We start from the raw sequence: 16308 nt of genomic DNA on the forward strand, positions 1-16308 counted from the left end.
AGAAGACGTGACCACATCCGAGGTCCTGCTGACCGCCGACGCCGACGGGGTGCGCACCCTCACCCTCAACCGGCCGCAGGCGTACAACTCGCTGACCGTCGAGCTGAAGGAAGCACTGCTCGCGGCGCTGCGTGAGGCAGCGGACGACGACGCCGTCCGCGCGGTCGTGCTGACCGGTTCGGGCAAGGCTTTCTGCGCCGGGCAGGACCTGAAGGAACATGTGGGACTGCTGCAGGCGGGCGACCCCGCCCCGCTACACACGGTGAAGGAGCACTACAACCCGATCGTCCGGACGATCGTGGCGATGGCGAAGCCGGTCGTCGCGGCGATCAACGGCACCGCCGCCGGCGCCGGGGCCGCCTTCGCCTACGCGAGCGACCTGCGGATCGCCGCCGAGTCGTCGTCGTTCCTGATGGCCTTCGCCAATGTCGGGCTCGGGCCGGACTCGGGCGCGTCGTGGACGCTGCAGCGGCTGGTCGGCTACGGCCGGGCCGCCGAGCTGATGTTGCTGGCCCGGACCATCGACGCGGCGGAGGCGCTACGGCTCGGCCTGATCGGCGAAGTCGTGCCGGACGAGGAACTGCCGGCCCGCGCCCAAGCCGTCGCGGCGAAGCTCGCGGCCGGGCCGACGGTGGCCTACGCGAAGATCAAGAGCGTGCTCAACCTGGCCGCCCAGTCGACGTTCGACGAGGCACTCGACGCCGAGGACGCCGCCCAGAGCGCGCTCGGCGCGACCGCCGACCACACCGAGGCCGTCGAAGCCTTCGTCGGCAAGCGCAAGCCGAACTTCCAGGGCAAGTAGGGGTCGTGAGTGAGAAACAGGGTCAGCACACTGTTTCTCACTCACGACCGCCGCGGCGGACCCAGGGCCGTCAGTTCGCGCGGAAGCAGCCTTGGACGTGGTCGTCGACCATGCCGGTGGCCTGCATCAGGGCGTAGCACGTCGTCGGGCCGAGGAAGACGAAGCCGCGCTTCTTCAGCTCCTTCGCCATCGCCTTGGACTCGTCGGTGATGGCCGGGACGTCGGCCATCGTCTTCGGCCGCTTGTGCGACGAAGGTGCGAACGACCACAAGAGGTCGTCCAGCGGCGTGTCCAGCGAGGCGATCGCCCGCGCGTTCTTGATCGCGGCCAGGATCTTCGCGCGGTTCCGCACGATCGACGCGTCCTGCATCAGCCGCTCGACGTCGGCATCGCCGAACTTCGCCACCTTCACCGGCTTGAACTGCTTGAACGCCTTCCGGAAGCCCTCGCGCTTGCGCAGGATCGTGATCCACGAAAGCCCCGACTGGAACGACTCCAGGCACAACCGCTCGTACAACTCGTCCTGCCCGTGGAGCGGCACACCCCACTCTTCGTCGTGGTACGACACGTAGTCCGGGGTCGAATTGCCCCAGCTGCACCGCGCGACGCCGTCGGCGCCGGTCAGTTCACTCATCCCCACCCACCGAATAGTTCTCCGCGAACCGCGCGAACCGCCGCAGCGACTGGCGCACCCCCAGCGCGAGCGCCGGCTGTACGACCGGCCAGCCGAGCCTGCCCAGCGGCCCGAACGGCAGCCGCAGGTGCTCGGCCCAGACGAACGTCGAACGCGCCGCATCCTTCGGCACCACCTGGAACACGCCCGTGCCCCGCACGACGCGGCCGAGGTGCCGGACCGCGCACCGCACCGGCGGCTCCCAGCTGGTGATCTCCATGGTGTCGGTGAAGCCGACGCCGGCCACCCCGGTGAACGCGGCCAGCCGCGAGCCGACGCTGCGGCCGTTGCCCTCGACCACTTCGACCTCGGTGCCGAGCATCCACTCGCCCTGGCGCGCCCAGTCCGTCAGCGCGAGCCAGGTCGTCCCGGCCGGGGCGCGGACGTCGACCGAGAGCACCAGGTCGGTCACTCGGCGCCCTCGGACGAGTTCTCCCGCTCGCGCTCGCGCTGCTCCAGCTCGGCCACCCGGGTGCGCAGCTCGTCGATCTCGACGCCGAGGCGGCGCAGCACCCAGTCCACTTCGGACATCTTGTAGCCGCGCAGCACCTGCTGGAAGCGCACGTCCTGCAGGTCGTCACCGGTGATGTCCTCGGCGGGCAGCCGCGTGGGCGAGCTGCCCGGCGGCAGCGGGGCGAGCTCCTCGCCCCGGCCGAACACCACGGCGGCGAGCAGGAACACCACGGCGGCCACCAGCAGCATGACTACGAGGTAGATCAGCGCGGTCGTCACGTCACGATCGTGGCATACCCGCCCCAGGATCGTCGCGCGAGCACGACGAGGCGGACCGAAAGCAGCACCCAGGCGACCATCAGCACGGCACACGGAACGCTCAGGAACAAGCGGGAAACGTCGACGACGCCGGTCGCGCCGATCAGCAGCCCGACCGAGGCGAGGTTGATCCCGACGGCCAGCGCGATCAGGATGCCGCAGAACCGGGCGAGGCGGACGGCGTCGAGGCGCCGGCTGAGCCAGCGGGTGCCGAGCAGCGCGAGCAGGCCGATCACCGGGACGAGGAACACCGCACCGTGGGAAGCGTGCGCGACCACGCGGTACCAGTCCGGCGTCGACGTGGGCAGATTCGTCCAGGCGCCGAAGGTGAGGATGCGCGCGTAGTCCCACGAGATCTGCATCGCGGGCACGCCCAGCACCAGCTTCCACAGCGTGCGGACGCCGCTGAGCATGCCCAGCTCGGCCTGGTAGTCGCGGGCGACGACCGGCGCCGGGCCGAACTCGGCTACGGCGCGCCGCTCGGCGTCCTCGTCGCTCCAGCCGCCGGCGCGGTAGGCGTCGGCGGCGTCGTGCAGGCCGTCGCGGGCCTCGGCCAGCAGGTCGGCCTTGAAGCGGCCGCACCCGTGCAGTCTCCGGTCGAGGTCCGTCAGGTATTCGTCGATCATGCTTGCAGTACTCCCCCGATGACCGCGGTGAACTCCCGCCACTCGGCGCGCTCGGCCTGCAGGGCCTGCTGGCCGGTGCGGGTGAGGCGGTAGGTGCGCCGCTTGCGGCCGGACACGACGTCCCACTCGCTGGCCAGCCAGCCGGCCCGCTCGAGCCGGCGCAGCGCCGGGTACACGGTACCGGTGGGCAGGTCGAGCGCGCCGTCGCTGCGCAGCTGAAGGGCCTCGATGATCGCGTAGCCGTGCAGTTTCCGGCCGTCGAGCACGGCCAGCAGCAGCGCGTCGAGGTGCCCCCGCAAGGTGTCCGCCTTCATAGGTACGCAGTCTACGCATCCCACCCCGGGAAGGCTATTGCCCGGAGACCCCGAAGACACCGGGGCATTTCCCGGAGATGACCCGGATCTCATGGATTTGGTGGCTACATGTAGCCAGACTACGTATATAGTCGGCCGCCATGGACGCACTCCCGATCGCGAGACTCCAGTTCGCGACGACGACCTCGTTCCACTTCCTGTTCGTGCTGCTCACACTGGGGCTGGTCACGCTGGTGGCCGTGATGCAGACGCGCTGGACGCTCGGCGGCAAGCCGGAACTGCTGCGGATGACGCGCTTCTGGGGCCGGCTGTACGTGATCAACTACGCGCTGGGCATCGTCACCGGAATCGTGATGGAATTCCAGTTCGGGCTGACCTGGACCGGGCTTTCCACATTCGCCGGCGACGTCTTCGGCGCGCCGCTGGCCATCGAGACGCTGGTCGCGTTCTTCCTGGAGTCGACCTTCCTCGGCCTGTGGATCTTCGGCTTCGGGCGCATGCACAAGGGCCTGCACCTGGCGCTGATCTGGCTGGTCACGCTGACCGCGTACGCGTCGGCGCTGTTCATCATGCTGGCCAACTCGTTCCTGCAGAACCCGGTGGGCAGCCACGTCGAGAACGGCACGCTGCACCTCGACGACTTCGGCGCGCTGTTCGCGAACCCCGCGCTGGCCGCTTCGCTGCCGCACGTCGTCGGCGCCGCGATCCTGACCGGCGGCTTCTTCGTCGTCGGCGTCAGCGCCTGGCACTTCCTCAAGCGCACCACCGAGATCGAGTTCTTCCGCCGGTCGATGCGCGTCGGCGTGGTGGCGTCGCTGATCGGCGCGTTCTTCGTGATCGAGCAGGGCTTCGCGCAGTTCGCCGAGCTCGCGAAGTACCAGCCGGACAAGCTCAAGGACGGCGGTGTCGGCCTGCCGCTGGGCCTGATGATCATGCTCGGGTTCGTGATGTTCCTCTGCGCGATCCTCGGCGGGGTCCTCCTGATCCGGAACTGGATCACCAAGGCGCGCTTCCTGCACTACCTGATGGTCGCGGCGATCCCGTTGCCGTTCGCGGCCGCGATCCTCGGCTGGCTGGTGCGCGAGCTCGGCCGCCAGCCGTGGCTGGTCTGGGGGAACCTGCGCACCGCCGACGCGATTTCGGACGTCCCCGCCGGCCAGATCCTGTTCTCGTTCATCGCCTTCTCACTGCTGTTCGCCGCGCTCGCGGTCGCCGACTGGGTGCTCATGGCGCGGGTCGCCAAGCGCGGCCCGGAGCCGGTCGAGGAGCCCGCCGAACTGCCCGTCCTGAGCGGAGTCTGACCGATGGTGACCATCTGGTGGTGCGTGCTGGGGCTGCTGACCTGCGGGTACTTCGCGCTGGCGGGGTACGACTACGGCGTCGGCATGCTGCTCCCCGTGTTCGAGGCCGACGAGCGGCGGCGGCGCCGGACGCTCGGCGCGCTCGGGCCGTTCTTCCTGGCCAACGAGGTGTGGCTGGTGGCCGCGGTCGGCCTGTTGTTCGGCGCGTTCCCGCACCTGGAGGGCAAGGTGTTCGCCGGGGCGTACGTCCTCGTCGTGACGCTGCTGCTCGGCCTGGTCACGTTCACCGCGTCGATGCAGCTGCGCAGCCGCCGCCCGGACGCGCGGCGCGGCGCCTGGACCGCCGGCATCGTCGGGGGCGCGCTGGTGACGGCGCTGTCGTGGGGCCTGTTCCTCGGCAACCTGGTGCTCGGCCTGCCCCTGGACGCCGACGGCTCGCCGTCCGGGAACGTCCTCGCGCTCTTCGACCCCTACGCCGTGCTGTGGGGGCTCGGGTTCGTCGCCTTGTTCTGCCTCCAGGGCGCGGTGTTCCTCGCCGTGCGCGCGCCGGCGGAGGTGACCGGACGCGCGGTGCGGCTGGCGAAGGCCTTCGTGGCTCCCGTTTTCGCCTTCCTCGTCATCGCCACGGTGTGGGGTTTCTTCGCCCTCGACGGCGGCACCTCGCTCGGCGTGGGCGTGGTCGCGCTGGCCTTCGCCGCCATCGCCGTCACCCGCGTGGGCCTGGCGGCCCGGCGGTACCGGGTGGCGCTCGTCGGCGCGATGGTGCTTTCGGCCTGCCCGGCCCTGCTCGCCGGAACCCTGCGGTTCCCGGCCGTGCTGGTCTCCCCCGGGTACGCGCTGACCGTCGACCAGGCGGCGACCGCGCCGGGGACGTTCGCGGTGCTGGCCTGGTTCGCCCCGCCGGCGGTGCTGGTGCTCCTGGTGGTGCAGTGGCTGACCTGGCGCACGCACCGGCGTCCCGTCGACCAGCGCTCGCTGCTGCACTTCTAGGGGGACGTGGTGCCTGCTCTGCCCGGACTCCGGCGGTACCTGGCCGTGCTGAGCGTGCTCGCGGTGCTCACCGCGGGCGCGATCCTGATCCAGGCCGAGGGACTGGCCACGCTGCTGACCGGCGGCGGGGTGAGCTGGTTCCTGGCCGCGGCCATCGCTTCGCGGGTCGCGCTTTCCCTCGCTCACGGTGTCCTCGGTGGACGGTTCGCGGCCTCGGTGCGCGGCGGGCTGCGCCGGCGGTTGCTCGAGTCGTCTTCGGACCGCGCGGGCGTCGTCGCGACGCAGGTCACGCGCGGTGTCGACGCCACGGACAGCTACTTGACCGGGTACCTGCCGTCGCTGGTCGTGTCGGTGGCGGTGCCGGTCGCGGTCATCGTGCGGCTGTTCACGACGGACCTGACGTCGGCGCTCGTCGTCACCGCGACGCTGCCGCTGATCCCGGTGTTCGCGATCCTCGTCGGCAAGGCGGCGTCGGCGCAGGCCGAGCGGCAGTGGGGCTTGCTCACGAAGCTGGGCGGGCACTTCCTCGACGTCGTGCGCGGGCTCGGCACGCTGAAGGTGTTCGGGCGGGCGTCGGGGCAGGCGGAAGTGGTCCGGTCGATGGCGCGCGCGCACGCCGACGCGACGATGAAGACGTTGCGGGTGGCGTTCCTGTCGTCGCTGGTGCTGGAGCTGGTCGCGACGCTGTCGGTGGCGCTGGTCGCGGTGCCGATCGGGTTCCGGCTCCTGGGCGGCGGGCTGGACGCGCGGACGGCGCTGCTGATCCTGGTCCTGGCACCGGAGGCCTACCTGCCGCTGCGGGCGGCGGGCGCGAAGTTCCACGCGGCGGCGGAGGGGTTGACGGCGTTGCGGGAGGCGCTCGCGGTGCCGGTGGTTTCCGTTCGCACCGCGGCCCGGACCCGTCGCCGTGGCGCGCCTTCCTTGGTCCTGGAGCGAGTTTCGGTTTCCTACGACGGGGTCTGCGCACTGTCCGAAGTGGATCTTTCGGTGCCTGCCGGTTCGCACGTGGCCTTGGTGGGGCCGAGCGGATCCGGCAAGAGCACGTTGCTGGCGGTGCTGCTGGGGTTCGTGCCGCCGACGTCGGGACGGGTCCTGGTCGACGGCGTCGACCTGCGCTCGCTTTCGCCGGACGGCTGGCTGGCCGACATCGCGTGGGTCCCGCAACGGCCGACGCTGTTCCGGGGATCGCTGGCTTCGAACATCGCGCTGGGTCTTCCCGGCGCCGACATCGTGACAGCGGCCCGGGCGGCGGCGCTGGACTCGGTGGTGGCGGGGTTGCCGGCGGGCTACTCGACCCCGGTGGGCGAACTGGGCGAGGGACTGTCGGCGGGCCAGCGGCAGCGGATCGGCTTGGCGCGGGCACTGGCCCGGACATCGGCGGGCTTGATCCTGCTCGACGAGCCGACGGCCCGGCTGGACGCCCGCACGGAGGCGGCGGTCCTTTCGGCGACCCGGCGCCTCCTGCCGGACCGGACGGCGGTGCTGGTCGCCCACCGCCCGGCGATGGTTTCGCTGGCGGACCGGGTGGTGGAGCTGCGCGAGGGCCGGATTCGCACGGAGGTGGCGGCATGAGCCGGTTGTCAAGTTTTCTGTCCACAGGGCAGCAGTCATCCACAGATCGCCGAACGGCCGCTTCACGCGGTCCGGCGCCGGTACGATGGAACTGGGGACGCCCCCCGGGACGGGTGGGGGCTGCTCTGCGGACCTGGGGCGTGTCCACAAAGGACGTCCTGCGGCTGCTCCGCGCCGCGTTCCTCGGTGCCGGGGCCGAACTCGCCGCGCTCGCCCTCATGGCCACCGCTGCCTGGCTTCTTCTCCGCGCCGCCGAGCGGCCACCGCTGGCCGCGCTGACCGTCGCCATCGTGGCCGTTCGCACGCTGGCCCTTCTGCGCGGCGGGCTGCGGTACGCCGAACGCCTCGCCGGGCACGAAGTCGTGCTGCGGTGGCTGGGCGCCCTGCGCGCCCGCGTCTACCAAGCCCTCGCGCCCGGCTCCCGGTACTCCGGCGGGGATCTCGTCACCCGGCTCGTGTCCGATGTGGACGCTCTGCAGGACGCCGTCCTGCGGTGGCTGTTGCCGGCCGGAGTCGCCGCGCTCGTCGGGACCGCCGCCGTCGCCGTCACCGCCACCGCGTCCGCGGCGGCCGCCGCCGCGCTCGTGGCCGGGCTGCTCACCGCGGGCGGGTTCCTGCCGTGGCTGGTCGTCCGCGTCACCGCCAACGCGGGCAAAGCCCACGCCCCGAAGCGCGCCGAGCTGGCCGAGCACGCCGTCGAGCTCGTCACCGGGCAGCGGGAGCTCGTCGCCGCCGGCGTGCTGGAGGAGAAACGAAGCACAGCGCACGCGGTGGTCGACGAGCTCGCCGGAAGCGAACGGACCGTTTCGGCCAAGACTGCCCTGCTCGCCGCCGCAGGCACCCTCGTCCAGCTCCTCACCACCGTCGCCGTCGCCCTGCTCGCGGACGCCTCCGTGCCGTGGACCGCCGCGCTGGCACTGGCCGCCATGACGGCGTTCGAGGTCGTCCTCCCGCTGATCGGCGCCGCGCGCCGCGTCCCGGAGATCCGCGCGTCGGCCGCCCGGGTCCGGGCCGTGCTCGCCGAGCCGGCCGCCAGCGGCACCCGCACCCCGGGGCCAGGGCACTTCCGGCTCGCCGCAGCCACCCTCCGCCACCCAGGCCGCGCGCCCGCGCTGAAGAACGTCGACCTCGACCTTCCGCCCGGCAAGCGCGTCGGGATCCTCGGCCCGAGCGGCGCCGGCAAGACGACGCTGCTCCGTCTGCTCCTCGGGACCGAAATCCCGACGGAAGGACAGGTGACGCTCGACGGCCACCCGCTCGCCGAGTACGAAGACCTCTCGAAAGTCATCTCGGGAGCCGAAGCCGACGCCCACGTCTTCCACACGACCGTCCGCGAGAACCTCCTGATCGCGAAGCCGGGCGCGACCGACGCCGAAATGCGCGAAGCCTGCGAAACCGCGGGCTTCGACCTGGCGCTGGACCGCGAGACAGGCCCGGACGGCGACGCGCTGTCCGGCGGCCAGCGGCAGCGGCTGATCCTCGCCCGCGCGGTCCTGGCCGCACCCCCGGTCCTGGTGCTCGACGAGCCCGTCGAAGGCCTCGACCCCGCCCACGGCGACGCCGTCCTCAAGCGCGTTCTCGACACCGCGAAAGGCACCGTCGTCCTCGTCACCCACCGCCCCGAGCACCTCGACGGCTTCGACGAGGTCCTCACCCTCGAGGACGGGCGAGCACTTCCCGCATCGGCGGCCGGTCGGCGACCCGGACGTCCGTGACGTCCGGCAGCCACTCCTCGTCGACCTGCACGAACTGCGTGAACGGCGCGTCCGCGGCCGGGACCCCGCAGCGCGCGAGCGCCGTGCCGAGGATCTGCCGGGACATCACACCCAGCTGGGGCAGCGACCGGTTCCGGTGCTTGCGGACCCCGAGGTTGACCTGCGCGAGCCCGTCGAGGCCGTACCGCGCCTCGGCGTCGAGCAACAGCCCGATCTCGACGCCGTACCCGGCGGCGAACGGCACCGATTCGAGGAACTCGCGGGTGCCCGCGTACTCGCCGCCGAGGGGCTGGACCAGCCCGCCGAGCGCCGGGCGCAGCGCCGACAGCACCGGCCGCGCGAGCAGTTCGGTGACGCGCCCGCCGCCATCGCTCTCCAGCCGCAGCGGACGCCGGTAGAAACCCTTGACCAGGTGCACGCCCGGCGCCGTCAGCAGCGGGCCGAGCAGCGACGGCACGAACGCCGGATCCGGGTCGACGAGGTCGGAGTCGAGGAACACGACGAAGTCGCCGCTGGTGGCGGCCAACGAGCGCCACAGCACCTCGCCCTTGCCGGGCACCGGCGGCAGGTCCGGCAGGACGTCCTCACGGCGGACCACCCGCGCGCCGGCGGCCTCGGCGGTTTGCGCGGTGGCATCCGTGGAACCCGAGTCCATGACGACGAGCTCGTCGACGACCCCGCCGAGCAGCGGCCGCACCGAGGCGACGACGTCGCCCACGGTCCGCTCTTCGTCCAGCGCCGGTAGCACGACCGAAACCGTCCGGTCACCCTTCGCGGCCAGGATGTCGCCGGGCGTCCAACCGGGCTCCTGCCACGTACGCCGCTCGAACCAACTCACGAGTAGCGATCGTGCCATGCTGATGGCACCGCATCCGAGGAGGAGGACCACTTGATCGCGCTGCTTGTCCGCTTCGTGCTGGGACCGCTGGCCAGGGCGTTGTACCGGCCCGAGGTGAACGGCGTGGAGAACGTGCCCACCACGGGCCCGGTGCTCCTGGCGGCCAACCACCGGGCGGCCCTCGACACCGGCGTGATCACGTTCGCGACCCCGCGGCAGGTCAAGTTCCTGGGCAAGGCGGAGTACTTCGTCGGCAAGGGCGTCAAGGGCAAGCTCCTGGCCGGGTTCCTCGGCGGCCTCGGCTACGTGCCGGTCGAGCGCGGCAACGCCCAGGCGGGGCTCGCCGCGCTGGAGGCGGCCCGCAAGGTGCTCGACGCGGGTGGCGTCTTCGCGATCTACCCCGAGGGCACCCGCTCGCTGGACGGCCGGCTGCACCGCGGCCACACCGGCGTCGCGGCGCTGGCCCTGGCGACCGGCGCGAAGGTGGTGCCGGTGGCGCTGACCGGCACCGAGAACCTCCAGCCGAAGGGCGCCCGCATCCCCCGGCTCGCGAAGATCGGGATCACGTTCGGCAAGCCGCTGGACTTCTCGCGCTACGAAGGCCAGGACTATTCGCCGGCGATCCGCCGGTCGGTCACCGACGAGGTCATGTACACGATCCTGGAGCTTTCGGGTCAGGAGTACGTCGACACCTACCACAAGCGCCCCAGCGAAGGCGTCGCCTGACGTTCACCAGGGCACCGGACCCTCGTCGTCGACGAAGGTGCCGGTCGGGCCGCCGGCGGGGATCGTCGCCATCCGGACCGCCGCCACCGCGCCCTGGGCCGGCGTGCGGTAGCCGGAGTGGTCGTTGAGGTCGGTGGCGCAGTAGCCCGGGCAGACGGCGTTGACGAGGACGCCGTCCGCGCGCAGTTCCCTCGCGTACTGGATCGTCAGCGCTGTCAACGCGGTCTTCGACGGGGTGTAGCCCGCCGAAATGGGCAGGTGGACGGCAAGTTCCGGATCGGCGTTCCTGGCCAAGGACGCGGCGCCGCTGGACACGTTGACGATGCGCGGCGCGGCCGACCGGCGCAGCAGCGGCAGCAGGGCGTTGGTGACCGTGACGACGCCGAAGAAGTTCGTCTCGAAGATCGCGCGAAGAGTGCCGACGTCGGCGGACGCGGGGCGCTGGTTCGAGAGGTCCGTGCCCGGCGGGCGGCTGATGCCCGCGTTGTTGATCAAGACGTCAAGGCGGCCGTAGCGGGCCTCGATGGCGTCGGCCGCGACGGCGACCGACGCCGGGTCGGTCACGTCGAGCACCACCGAATCGGCGCCCAGTTCCGCGGCGGCCTTCTCGCCGAGTTCGGCGCTGCGGGCGCCGACGACGATGGTGTGCCCAAGAGCGGCGAGCTGAGCGGCGATCTCGCGGCCGATGCCCTTGTTCGCGCCGGTGACCAAAGTGATTTCGTTCATGGCTCCAGGACACCAGCGGGGTGCCCGCGCCGGCCAACACCGATGCCGCATCGGCCGATACCCTGGTGATATGGAGACGCGGGAGCTCGCGTATTTCGTCGCCGTTGCCGAAGAACTGCACTTCGGCCGTGCGGCGCAGCGCCTCGGCATGGCGCAGCCTCCGCTGTCTCGCGCCATCCAGCAGCTCGAACGCCGGATGGGTGTCACGCTGCTGGAACGCACGAGCCGCGGCGTGAACCTGACGCCCGCGGGCGCGGTTTTCCTTGCGGAGAGCCATAAAGCGCTGGACGCGGTCGAGGCCGCGGTGCGCCGGGCGCGGCGCGCGGGGCAGGAGGTGCCGCGGCTGCTGGTGGCGATGAAGCCCGACGGCGACGCGGGCCTGCTCGACCGGATCCTGCCCGGCTACCGGGCCGACCCGGACGCCGTCGAGGTCGAAGTCGTCGTGTGCGGGTTCGGCGAGCAGGCCCGGATGCTGCGCGACGGCCGCGTCGACCTGGCGTTCCTGCACGGCGCGTACGACGACCTCGCGGGGTTCGACACCGAGCTGCTGCTGGAGCAGGACCAGGTGGCGATGCTCTCCCGCGGCCACCGGCTGGCCGGCCGCGCGGCGCTGGTCCTCGCCGACCTCGACGGCGAGCCGCTCCCCCGCTGGCCCGGCAGCGACGGGACCGGTCCCGAGGTGCGCGACCCGGGTCAGCTGCTGCAGCTGGTGGCGCTGGGCCAGGTCGTCGCCGTGGTTCCGGAGTCGGCGAGGCGCCACGTACGGCCGGACGTGGCGTGCGTGCCGGTGCTCGACGCGCCTCGGACTTCGATCCTGCTCGCGTGGCCCGACCGGACACGGTCGCGGGCGGTGGCCGCGTTCGTGCGGGCGTGCACCGACGTCAGATCCCCGGCGGCTCCTTCGCCCACTTCGGCGCGGCCGGCGGCTCGTACGTCTCGAACCGGTCCAGCAGCACCGCCGGGTCCGCGTCCGTCAGCAGCAGTTCCCGGTAGCCCGGCTTGACGAACCCTTCGCTGACCATGTGGTCGGCGAAGGTCATCAGCGGGGCGTAGTAGCCGTCGACGTCGACGAGGCCGATCGGCTTGCCGTGCAGGCCGAGCTGGGCCCACGTCCAGACCTCGAACAGCTCCTCCAGCGTGCCCGCGCCACCGGGGAGCGCGAGGAAGCCGTCGGACAGGGCCGCCATCTTCGCCTTGCGTTCGTGCATGTCCTTGACGACGTGCAGCTCGGACAGCCCGGCGTGCGCGATCTCGACGCTCGAAAGCGCCTCCGGGATCACCCCGATCACCTCACCGCCCGCGGCCAGTGCCGCGTCGGCGACCACGCCCATCGTGCCGACGCTCGCGCCGCCGTAGACCAGGCCGATACCGCGCTGGGCCAGCAGCTTGCCGAGCCCGGCCGCCTGCTCGGCGTAGCGCGGCGAGAAGCCCATCGCCGAACCGCAGAACACGCAGATCCGGCGCATCAGTGCGTGTCTTCCCACGCCTGGTAGGACTCCTGCACCACGCGGACGGCGTCGTCGATGTCGTCGGTGACGTGCAGGAGACCCAGGTCGTGCGGGCTGATCTTGCCCTCGGCCTGCACGGTCTTGGCGATCCAGTCGTAGAGCCCGCCCCAGTAGTCGCTGCCGAACAGCACCACCGGGAACTTCGTGACCTTCTTGGTCTGCACCAGGGTCAGCGCCTCGAACAGCTCGTCGAGCGTGCCGAAGCCGCCAGGCAGGCAGATGAAGGCCTGCGAATACTTGATGAACATCGTCTTGCGGGCGAAGAAGTAGCGGAAGTTGACGCCGAGGTCGACCCACGGGTTCAGGCCCTGCTCGAACGGCAGCTCGATGCCGAGCCCGACGGAGAACCCGCCGGCCTCGGCCGCGCCGCGGTTGACCGCCTCCATCGCGCCGGGGCCGCCGCCGGTCATCACGGCGAAACCGGCGTTGGCCAGCGCGGCGCCGATCTTGCGGCCGAGCTCGTACTCGGGGCTGTCGCGCTTGGTGCGCGCCGAGCCGAACACGGTGACCGCGCGCGGGACCTCGGCGAGGGCGCCGAAGCCCTCGACGAACTCGGCCTGGATCCGCAGCACCCGCCACGGGTCGGTGTGCACCCAGTCGCTCGGGCCGCGCGAGTCCAGCAGCCGCTGGTCGGTGGTGCTGCCCTGGTCGCGGCGGTCGCGACGCAGCACGACCGGGCCCTTGTGGCGCTCTACCGGGCGTTCGGGGTACTGGCCGTCCGGCCATTCAGACTCTTCGCTCACCTCGCCATGCTACGGCCTGGCCGCCAGTGAAAATGCCAAGAGTGCCGTGGAGGTGAAGCCGATGGCCGGCTCGTTGCCGGGCCATGAACTCGAGTCGTCCGCGTGGCGGCTTCCCTGGCCGTCGAAGGATTCATACGGACGGGTGCATTCCCGGGCGGGCGGGTCGGCGAAGTCGCCGGTCCCCCATCACGAGTGATGCCCCTCCAATCACGTGAGATGCCTCCCCGGTCACCACGCTTCGCGTGATCCGGCGCGGGACTCGCGTGATTGAACGCGGGACTCGCGTGATCCGGCGCGGTGAATTGGTTCAGACCGGTGGGCGGTCCGGACGCGGGCTCAGGCAGCGCGAACTCCGGCGTTCGGATGGTGTCCGGGACAATCCCTACGAAAGTCGTTCCGGGACGGACGGCGCGGGAAATTCCCTGCTGCGACGGGGTTTGTACGAATTGAGCCGCTGGTCCGGAACGCGGCGTTGGTCCGTTCGGCGCATTGACGTCCCGATCCACTGATCCTTTACTCAGATGCGTCCGGACGCATACCTCCTGTCGGCAGGCCGGACACGTCTCCCCGCTTTCCCTTACCTGTTCACGATTCTGCCTTCATGGAAGGAAGACCTCGATGACCCATCGTGGGTTCAGAACGGGCTTGGCGGCGGCCGCCGGGCTCGCCATGACACTCGCGCTGCCGGTGCCACCGGCGAGCGCGACCCCGGCCGTCGCCCAACCGGCCGCCCCCGAAGCGGTGGCCGCCCGCGCGGCCGACCAGGCCGCCGCGAGCGGCCTCGACGCGCTGCGCCGCGGCCCCGCCGAAGCGTTCCAGCGCGTCGGGTTGACCGCCGGCGGCGGCGGCCTCTTCTACGGCGCCTACCAGCGGACCTACCAGGGCCTGCGGGTCGTGGGCGGGGACGCGGTGGTCGTCGCCGACGGGGCCGGGCGCGTCCGCGGCACCAGCGCTGCCGAGACCGCGCCGATCAGCGTCGCAACACAGGCGCTCGTCGACGCCGCGAAAGCCGCTGCCATCGCGCGCGCTCAACTGCCCACTGTGGACAGTGTGAGCGCGCCGGAGAAGGTGGTGCTGGCCGGGGCCGGCCCGAAGCTCGCCTACGAGGTCGTCGTCGCCGGGCGCACCGCCACGGCGCCGAGCAACCTGCACGTGTTCGTCGACGCGGCGACCGGCGCGGTGCTCGACAAGCGGGACGACGTCAGGACGTTCGACTCCGGCGCGAAGCGCCAGGCCCAGCCCGGCACGGTGAACCTCGCGGGCACCGGGAACAGTTACTACGTCGGCAATGTCTCCATCGACACGACGCAGTCCGGCAGCACGTACACGATGCGCGACCCGGGCCGCACCGGTCTCAGCTGCGGCCGTGAAGGCGGCTCCGTCTACAGCGGCACGGACGACAACTGGGGCAACGGCTCCGGCACCGACCTCGAAACCGCCTGCGTCGACACGCTGTACAGCGTCCAGACCGAGTGGAAGATGCTGAGCGAGTGGCTCGGCCGCAACGGCATCAACGGCAGCGGCACCGGCTACCCGGCTTCGGTGGGCCTCGGCGACGTCAACGCCTACTGGAACGGCTCGTCGACCCACTTCGGCCACTCGCAGGACAACAAGCGCCAGGCCACTTCGATGGACGTCGTCGGCCACGAGTTCGGGCACGGCGTCTTCCAGTTCACCCCGGGCGGTGCCGGTTCCGGCAACGAAAACGGCGGCATGAACGAGTCGACCGGCGACATCTTCGGCGCGCTCACCGAGGCGTACGCGAACAACGCCAAGGACACGCCGGACTACGAGGTCGGCGAGGGCGTCAACCTGGTCGGCGACGGCCCGATCCGCTACATGTACCAGCCGTCGAAGGTCGGCGACCCGAACTGCTACTCCTCGTCGATCCCGAGCACCGAGGTGCACGCCGCCGCCGGCCCGCAGAACCACTGGTTCTACCTGCTCGCCGAGGGCTCCAACCCCGGTGGCGGCAAGCCGGCCAGCCCGACCTGCAACAACTCTTCGGTCACCGGCGTCGGCATCCAGAAGGCCGGCAAGATCTTCTACAACGGCCTGCTGAAGAAGACCTCGTCGTGGAACCACAAGGCCGCCCGCAAGGCGACCCTCGAAGCCGCGATCGCCCTGTTCCCGGGCAGCTGCACCGAGTACAACGCCACCAAGGCCGCGTGGGACGCCGTCTCCGTCACCGCCGCGACCGGCGAGCCGGCCTCCTGCAGCGGCGGCGGCCCGGACTTCTCGGTCGCGCTGAACCCGGCTTCGGGTTCCGTGCAGCCGGGTGGCACGGCCACCACGACCGTCAGCACCGCGATCACCTCCGGCGCGGCCCAGTCGATCACGCTGTCGGCTTCCGGTCTGCCCGCGGGCGCGACCGCGACGTTCAGCCCGGCCACCATCCAGGCGGGTGGCACGTCGACGCTGACCATCGCGACTTCCGCGTCGACGCCGAACGGCACCAGCCAGGTGACCATCACCGCCGACGGGGCGAGCACCGACCACACCGCGCAGTACGCGCTGACCGTCGGGACCACCTCGTCGTGCGCCCCGGTGAGCAACTCGACGCGGCTCGACATCCCGGACTACCCGGGCGCCGCGGTCAGCAGCACCAACACCGTTGCGGGCTGCGCACGCAACGCGTCTTCGACGACAAAGGTCGAAGTCCACATCACCCACACCTACAGCGGTGACCTCGTTCTCGACCTCATCGCCCCGGACGGCACCAGCTACCGCATGAAGAACTCCAGCAGCAGCTCCACGCCCAACATCAACACCACCTACACCGTCAACGCCTCCACCGAAACCGCCAACGGAACCTGGAAACTCCAGATCAAGGACGTCGGCCCCGCCGACACCGGCTACCTCTCCAGCTGGACCCTCACCATCTAGCGCCTCAAGGCCGTGAATGTCGCATTGAGGGACTTAAAGTCCCAAAAATATCGAAAAACACCAGTTGAGGCCCAACGCCCACCCACGATAACACCCCCCCGTATAGGGGGAGAAAAA

The 16308-nt window shown here is 71.2% G+C and carries 16 protein-coding genes and 1 pseudogene; 8 read left to right on the plus strand and 9 right to left on the minus strand.

Translation table 11 applies throughout. The features are described 5' to 3' along the window. Window positions 1-7: 7 nt before the first annotated feature. Entirely contained in the window at window positions 8-802 is a 795-nt protein-coding gene (locus AB0M82_RS14130; protein WP_364721368.1) for an enoyl-CoA hydratase-related protein, read from the plus strand. 70 nt (window positions 803-872) lie between these two features. On the opposite strand, the gene AB0M82_RS14135 is transcribed toward AB0M82_RS14130, so the two are convergent. Genes AB0M82_RS14135 through AB0M82_RS14155 form a run of 5 tightly spaced genes read right to left on the minus strand, consistent with a single transcriptional unit; the run spans window position 873 to window position 3186 of the window. Next, entirely contained in the window at window positions 873-1436 is a 564-nt protein-coding gene (locus AB0M82_RS14135; protein WP_364721371.1) for a DNA-3-methyladenine glycosylase I, read from the minus strand. Beyond that, complete coding sequence (locus AB0M82_RS14140) at window positions 1429-1887, minus strand: SRPBCC family protein (protein ID WP_364721374.1); 459 nt, start codon at window positions 1885-1887, stop codon at window positions 1429-1431. Before AB0M82_RS14140 ends, AB0M82_RS14135 begins: the two co-directional genes overlap by 8 nt. Beyond that, window positions 1884-2207: a DivIVA domain-containing protein gene (locus AB0M82_RS14145; protein ID WP_364721377.1), complete on the minus strand. Its 324-nt coding sequence runs from the start codon at window positions 2205-2207 to the stop codon at window positions 1884-1886. Before AB0M82_RS14145 ends, AB0M82_RS14140 begins: the two co-directional genes overlap by 4 nt. Then, window positions 2204-2872 (minus strand): permease prefix domain 1-containing protein, encoded by a 669-nt coding sequence (locus AB0M82_RS14150; protein ID WP_364721379.1) that lies wholly within the window; start codon window positions 2870-2872, stop codon window positions 2204-2206. Before AB0M82_RS14150 ends, AB0M82_RS14145 begins: the two co-directional genes overlap by 4 nt. Further along, on the minus strand, window positions 2869-3186 hold the full coding sequence (locus AB0M82_RS14155; protein ID WP_364721382.1) for a helix-turn-helix transcriptional regulator: 318 nt from the start codon (window positions 3184-3186) through the stop codon (window positions 2869-2871). Before AB0M82_RS14155 ends, AB0M82_RS14150 begins: the two co-directional genes overlap by 4 nt. A gap of 140 nt (window positions 3187-3326) precedes the next feature. Between AB0M82_RS14155 and AB0M82_RS14160 the strand changes: the two genes are divergently transcribed. The 4 genes from AB0M82_RS14160 to cydC all read left to right on the plus strand — a co-directional run bounded on the left by AB0M82_RS14160 (window position 3327) and on the right by cydC (window position 8764). Next, window positions 3327-4487 (plus strand): cytochrome ubiquinol oxidase subunit I, encoded by a 1161-nt coding sequence (locus tag AB0M82_RS14160; RefSeq protein WP_364721385.1) that lies wholly within the window; start codon window positions 3327-3329, stop codon window positions 4485-4487. 3 nt (window positions 4488-4490) lie between these two features. Beyond that, window positions 4491-5477, plus strand: a complete 987-nt coding sequence (cydB, locus tag AB0M82_RS14165) for a cytochrome d ubiquinol oxidase subunit II (protein ID WP_364721388.1) — start codon at window positions 4491-4493, stop codon at window positions 5475-5477. 9 nt (window positions 5478-5486) lie between these two features. Next, window positions 5487-7049 (plus strand): thiol reductant ABC exporter subunit CydD, encoded by a 1563-nt coding sequence (cydD, locus tag AB0M82_RS14170; protein WP_364721390.1) that lies wholly within the window; start codon window positions 5487-5489, stop codon window positions 7047-7049. A gap of 125 nt (window positions 7050-7174) precedes the next feature. Then, a complete protein-coding gene (gene cydC, locus AB0M82_RS14175; protein WP_364721457.1) occupies window positions 7175-8764 on the plus strand; it encodes a thiol reductant ABC exporter subunit CydC in 1590 nt (529 codons plus the stop codon). Here the strand turns inward: cydC and AB0M82_RS14180 are convergent. Continuing rightward, on the minus strand, window positions 8700-9602 hold the full coding sequence (locus AB0M82_RS14180; protein WP_364721392.1) for a glucosyl-3-phosphoglycerate synthase: 903 nt from the start codon (window positions 9600-9602) through the stop codon (window positions 8700-8702). The two genes, cydC and AB0M82_RS14180, sit on opposite strands and share 65 nt — an antisense overlap. Window positions 9603-9653: 51 nt before the next feature. On the opposite strand from AB0M82_RS14180, the gene AB0M82_RS14185 reads away from it, so the two are divergent. Beyond that, window positions 9654-10328, plus strand: coding sequence for a lysophospholipid acyltransferase family protein (locus AB0M82_RS14185; RefSeq protein WP_364721394.1), 675 nt, complete (start codon window positions 9654-9656; stop codon window positions 10326-10328). Between the two features lie 3 nt (window positions 10329-10331). Here the strand turns inward: AB0M82_RS14185 and AB0M82_RS14190 are convergent, their stop codons facing one another. Beyond that, on the minus strand, window positions 10332-11054 hold the full coding sequence (locus AB0M82_RS14190; protein WP_364721396.1) for an SDR family oxidoreductase: 723 nt from the start codon (window positions 11052-11054) through the stop codon (window positions 10332-10334). Window positions 11055-11124: 70 nt separating this feature from the next. Between AB0M82_RS14190 and AB0M82_RS14195 the strand changes: the two are divergent. Further along, a pseudogene (locus tag AB0M82_RS14195) lies at window positions 11125-11922 on the plus strand (LysR family transcriptional regulator); the annotation flags it as partial. A 13-nt stretch (window positions 11923-11935) separates the two neighbouring features. On the opposite strand, the gene AB0M82_RS14200 reads toward AB0M82_RS14195, so the two are convergent. Then, window positions 11936-12520 carry a TIGR00730 family Rossman fold protein gene (locus AB0M82_RS14200; protein ID WP_364721459.1) on the minus strand — a complete coding sequence of 195 codons (585 nt, stop codon included), beginning with the start codon at window positions 12518-12520 and terminating at the stop codon, window positions 11936-11938. Further along, window positions 12520-13305 (minus strand): TIGR00730 family Rossman fold protein, encoded by a 786-nt coding sequence (locus AB0M82_RS14205; protein WP_364721398.1) that lies wholly within the window; start codon window positions 13303-13305, stop codon window positions 12520-12522. The genes AB0M82_RS14200 and AB0M82_RS14205 overlap by 1 nt, the downstream gene beginning before the upstream one ends. A 618-nt stretch (window positions 13306-13923) precedes the next feature. On the opposite strand from AB0M82_RS14205, the gene AB0M82_RS14210 reads away from it, so the two are divergent. Continuing rightward, window positions 13924-16191, plus strand: a complete 2268-nt coding sequence (locus AB0M82_RS14210; RefSeq protein WP_364721400.1) for a M4 family metallopeptidase — start codon at window positions 13924-13926, stop codon at window positions 16189-16191. The last annotated feature ends 117 nt before the right edge of the window (window positions 16192-16308 follow it).

The sequence above is a fragment of the Amycolatopsis sp. NPDC051128 genome (assembly GCF_040682715.1).
Classification (GTDB): domain Bacteria; phylum Actinomycetota; class Actinomycetes; order Mycobacteriales; family Pseudonocardiaceae; genus Amycolatopsis.